The organism is Acinetobacter sp. 228 (assembly GCF_048147885.1).
On the sequence record NZ_JAYWYV010000413.1, the window covers coordinates 1 to 1,187 of the forward strand.

At 35.8% G+C, this 1,187-nt stretch carries 2 protein-coding genes; both read left to right on the plus strand.

The genetic code is table 11. The features are described from left to right. The coding region (locus tag VXQ92_RS19465; RefSeq protein ID WP_416682900.1) for a sulfite exporter TauE/SafE family protein at positions 1–587 on the plus strand (587 nt) is incomplete at its 5' end. A 209-nt stretch (positions 588–796) separates the two neighbouring features. Continuing rightward, positions 797–1,187: hemerythrin domain-containing protein (locus VXQ92_RS19470; protein WP_271781402.1), on the plus strand; the 391-nt coding region annotated here is incomplete at its 3' end.

The following is a 1,187-nucleotide window of genomic DNA, read 5'->3' on the forward strand; positions in this document are numbered from 1 at the left end:
CTTATACATTTGCTAAAAAAGTAAAGTTGCAATGGAAGCTTTTAGCCGTTATTGCCATTTGTGCTTTGATTAGTTCTTTCGCAGGTGCAGCTTGTTTGTCGCTTATCCCTCAATCGGTATTGCGTCCTTTCGTTTTCGTGATGTTGATTGTGATTGCGATTTATACCCTAGTTAAAAAGAACTTCGGACAGGTTCATACCGAGCAAAAAATTACTACGAAAATGCTCGTTTTAGCTGGTATCGGTAGTCTGGCGATTGGCTTTTATGACGGTATTTTCGGACCGGGTACTGGTAGTTTCTTTATCTTTTTCTTCATTCGTTTTTTACAAGTCGATTTTTTACATGCTTCGGCGTTGTCAAAAATCGGTAATTTTATGACCAACTTAGCTGCGCTGAGTTTCCTCATCCCAACTGGGCACGCTCTTTTACATATTGGTTTAATGATGGCAGCGGCTAACGTGCTAGGTTCTATTGTTGGGGTGCGTACCGCGCTTAAATACGGTAGTGGTTTTGTACGTATTATCTTTTTAATTTTGGTGAGTATCCTGATTTGCCGTTTGGGATATCAAATGTTTGTTACAGGTTAAATAAGATAAAAGTATGAACTGTTCCTGAGGAGTGGTTCATACTTTTGTGTATCATTTAAAGCTATAAATATAAAAATCATTACAGAAACTTACTAGAAAGAAAACTGTGTAAAAAATAGTCTCATTTTAAGCTACTTAAATAATATAAATTTTGCCGTACGATAAACCTTGAAATAAAAAAGATTTTTTAACTAAAAATGAGGAAGAGAATGAATATTTTCGAAGCATTAAGAGAAAGCCACGAAAATCAACGCAACCTTTCTGAACAATTAATCCAGACACATGGTTTAACCGAAGAACGAAAAGAATTATTTGATGCATTAAAAAACGAACTTTATGCTCACTCAGTTGCCGAAGACCGTTATTTATATATCCCTTTAATGTTTGATGATGTCGGTTTGGATATTACGAGACATGCTTTATCTGAACACCATGAAATGGATGAGTTGGTCGAGCAACTTGAAAAAACGGATATGAGTAGCCCAAGTTGGTTGGCAACCGCTAAACAGTTGAGCGAAAAAGTCCATCACCACTTAAAAGAAGAAGAACATAAATTTTTTCAGCAAGCCGGTAAAATTCTTAAAGATAGTGAAAAAGAAA